At 65.2% G+C, this 3,739-nt stretch carries 3 protein-coding genes; all 3 read right to left on the bottom strand.

Annotated elements, in window-relative coordinates:
* On the bottom strand, positions 1-222 hold a 222-nt coding region (locus V6M37_RS10575), incomplete at its 3' end, for a DUF6394 family protein (RefSeq protein WP_332673033.1).
* An 80-nt stretch (positions 223-302) separates the two neighbouring features.
* Positions 303-701 (bottom strand): YchJ family protein, encoded by a 399-nt coding sequence (locus V6M37_RS10570; RefSeq protein WP_332673031.1) that lies wholly within the window; start codon positions 699-701, stop codon positions 303-305.
* Between the two features lie 3 nt (positions 702-704).
* The gene (acnA, locus tag V6M37_RS10565) at positions 705-3,422 is read right to left on the bottom strand and encodes an aconitate hydratase AcnA (RefSeq protein WP_332673029.1); all 2,718 of its coding nucleotides are present in this window, start codon (positions 3,420-3,422) and stop codon (positions 705-707) included.
* Positions 3,423-3,739: the final 317 nt, after the last annotated feature.

Here is a 3,739-nt window from a genome sequence, read left to right as displayed (position 1 = left end):
CAGCTGGAGGTCCGCGACGAGGCTCGTCGACAGGTGCACCGCGCCGATCTGCGTGCGGTCCCCGAACTTCAGAACCGTGGCGATCAGGCTGACGACGATCGCGGCGAAGAGCTCATAGATATCGTGGTGGGCGGGGTTGTCGATGTCGCCGACGAAAAAGCCGAAGTTCAGCGTGGCAGCCAGGACGATGAAGAAGCCGAAAATGACTTTTTCGAGGTTCATGCGGTTCCCGTTGTCGCAATCGGTGTGATGGTCGAGCCGCGATTATATGCGTCCATCACGTTGGGGCACCCCTCCCGTCCTCACTCGGCGATATCTCCGTCGACATACATCCAGCGCCCGTCCGTCAGCTTGAACCGGCTCGTCTCGTGCAGCCGGTGCGCCCGCCCGCCGATGCGGTAACGGGCGACGAACTCCACGATCGCGGTATCGAGCCCGGTCTGCACGAATTGCCGAACCTGCAGCCCGATCCATTTCGGCGCCTGCTCGGCCGTGAAGTCGAGGGACTGCGGCCGCCGGGACGGTTCCCAGGTGGCGAGCAGATACGACTCGTCGCGCAGCGTGTACGCGGTGTAGCGGCTGCGCATCAGCGCTTCCGCGGTCTCGGGCAGCATCTCGCCCGAGATCAGCGGCGCGCAGCAGTCCTCGAAGGGCTTTCCCGACTGGCACGGACAGGGTGAGGCGTTGGCGATAGACGACATTCGTTATTCCGGCCGCCCCAGGATCTCCCGCAGCACGTAGGGGAGGATGCCGCCGTGACGGTAGTAATCGACTTCGATCGGCGTGTCGATGCGGCAGAGCACCGGGACTTCCAGCGTTTCACCTCCCGCACGTTGGATGACGAGAGTGAGATCCTGCTGCGGCCTGAGATCGGCGCCCACGCCCCGGATATCGAATCGCTCCGAGCCGTCGATGCCGAGCGCCTGCCACGAGTCATCGCCCTTGAACTGCAGCGGCAGCACGCCCATCCCGACGAGGTTGGAGCGGTGGATGCGCTCGAAGCTTCGCGCGACGACCGCGCGCGCGCCGAGCAGTTGCGTTCCCTTCGCCGCCCAGTCGCGGCTCGATCCGGTGCCGTATTCCTCGCCGGCCAGGACGATCGTCGGCGTGCCGCTCGAGATGTACCGCATCGCGGCGTCGTAGACCGTGGTCTGCTGGCCCTCGAACAAGGTGTAGCCGCCCTCGACGCGCGAACCGTCTTCGCGCGCGGGCAGCATCATGTTCTTCACCCGCACGTTCGCGAACGTTCCGCGGACCATCACGTCGTGGTTGCCGCGGCGCGAGCCGTAGGAGTTGAAATCCGGGCGGTTGACGCCTTTCGACATCAGCCACTGGCCGGCCGGCGTCGTTTCCCGGAACGAGCCCGCCGGCGAAATGTGGTCGGTCGTCACGGAGTCGCCGAGGATCAGCAGCGGTTTCGCGCCGACGATGTCGCCGATCGCGCCGGTGTCCATCGTGAAGCCATCGAAGAACGGCGGGCGCGCGATGTACGTCGATTCCGGCCACTCGTAGACCTGTCCGGCCGTCGCCGGAATCTCGTTCCAGAGGTCGTGACCTTTCGTGAAGTCGGCATACAGGCGCTCGAACGTTGCCGGGTCCATCGCGAACGGCATGATCGCGGCGATTTCGTCGGAGGTCGGCCAGATGTCCTTCAGGTACACGTGGTGGCCGTCGCTGCCCATGCCGAGCGGGTTTTCGGTGAGATCGACGTTCGCGCGGCCGGCGATCGCGAAGGCGACGACGAGCGGCGGCGACGCGAGGAAGTTGGCGCGGATGTTCGGGTGGATCCGCGCCTCGAAGTTGCGGTTGCCGGACAGGACCGCAGCCGCGATGACGTCGTTTTCGTTGATCGCCTCGTTCAGTTCCGGCGCGAGATCCCCCGCGTTGCCGATGCAGGTCGTGCAGCCGTAACCGGCGAGCGCGAAGCCGAGTTGTGCGAGCGGTTCGAGCAGCCCGGCCTTCTGCAGATACTCGGTGACGACGCGCGACCCGGGCGCGAGCGAGGTCTTCACGTGCGGCTTCACGGTCAGCCCTTTCTCCACCGCCTTCTTCGCGAGCAGACCTGCAGCGATCAGCACGGCGGGGTTGCTGGTGTTCGTGCACGAGGTGATCGCGGCGATGAGGATGTCGCCGTGGCCGAGGTCCACGCCGGGCAGCTTAGTCGGGAAGCGCGTGCCGAGCGCCGCTTCCGGCTGGCCGAAGCCGTTTTCGGAAACCGGCCGCGAAAACAGCCGGTCGAAGACGTCTTCCATGTCGGTGAGCGGGATACGGTCCTGCGGACGCTTCGGCCCTGCGAGCGACGGCACGATCGATGCGAGGTCGAGCGTCAGCGTCTGCGAATAGTCGATTTCGCCGGCGCGCGGAATGCCGAACATCCGCTGTTCGCGGAAGTAGGCTTCGAACAGCTCGCATTCGGCCTCGCTGCGGCCGGTGCCCCGCATGTAGGCGACGGTCTTCTCATCGACCGGGAAGAAGCCCATCGTCGCGCCATACTCCGGCGCCATGTTCGCAATCGTCGCGCGATCCGTCACGGTGAGGCTCGCCGTCCCTTCCCCGAAGAATTCGACGAACTTGCCGACGACTTTCGCCGCCCGCAGCATCTCGGTGACCGTGAGCACGAGGTCCGTCGCGGTCACGCCTTCGGTCAGGCGGCCCTTGAGCTCGACCCCGACGACATCGGGCGTCAGGAGGTACACCGGCTGCCCGAGCATCCCCGCTTCCGCCTCAATGCCGCCGACGCCCCAGCCGACGACGCCGACCCCGTTGATCATCGTCGTATGCGAGTCCGTGCCGACGAGCGTGTCGGGGTAATAGAGCGCTTGGCCGTCCGTTCCGTGGCTGCGCACGCCGCGGAACAGGTATTCGAGGTTCACCTGGTGGACGATCCCGATCCCCGGCGGTACGACGCCGAACGTGTCGAACGCCTGCATGCCCCATTTCATAAACTGGTAGCGCTCGCGGTTGCGCTGGAACTCGAGCTCCATGTTCTGGCGCAGCGCGGTCGGTGTGCCGTAGTAATCGACCTGCACCGAGTGATCGACGACGAGATCGACCGGCACGAGCGGCTCGATCAGTTTCGGGTTCTTTCCCATGTCTGCTGCGACGTTGCGCATCGCCGCGAGATCGCACAGTAGCGGCACGCCGGTAAAGTCCTGCAGCACGACGCGCGCGACGACGAACGGAATTTCTTCGGTCCGCGCGCCATTCGGTGCCCATGCCGCGAGCTGGCGGACGTGCTCCTCGGTGACCTTCTTGCCGTCGCAGTGCCGCAGCACGGCTTCGAGCACGATGCGGATCGATATGGGCAAACGCGAGGTTTTTCCCACCCCGGCGGCTTCGAGCGCCGGCAGCGAGTAGAAGCGCCCTACGCGTCCGGACGGGGTCGAGAACGATCCCAGCGTGTCGAACAGATTGTGGAGCATGGTCGGTCTCCCGTTGGAGTGGTGTTCAGAAGTCGCGGATGGAAGCCGCGGTCATGATCGATAGTTGGAACGCCACGCCGCGACCTGCGTTCCCGCCAGTTCCACTGCCCGGTTTAGTTGACGCCCCGGCGCAAAGCAATGACCGGCGATCGCCGGGAGCCGGCGTCGAGGAGTAGAATCCCGCCGCTGCAACCGAGCTGATTGTTGCATTGCACCTCAAGTCTTATAAAAGACATATAATTCGCGAGTCGTCCGGGCGACCCCCGGACACCTGTCACCGTCACGATAAGGAATGCACCGTGCTTGAAGCCTACCGC

Source organism: Aromatoleum sp. (assembly GCF_036675785.1).
Taxonomy (GTDB): Bacteria; Pseudomonadota; Gammaproteobacteria; order Burkholderiales; family Rhodocyclaceae; genus Aromatoleum.
Note: the sequence above shows the minus strand (reverse complement) of the source record. Positions and strands in the feature narration are given on the sequence as shown.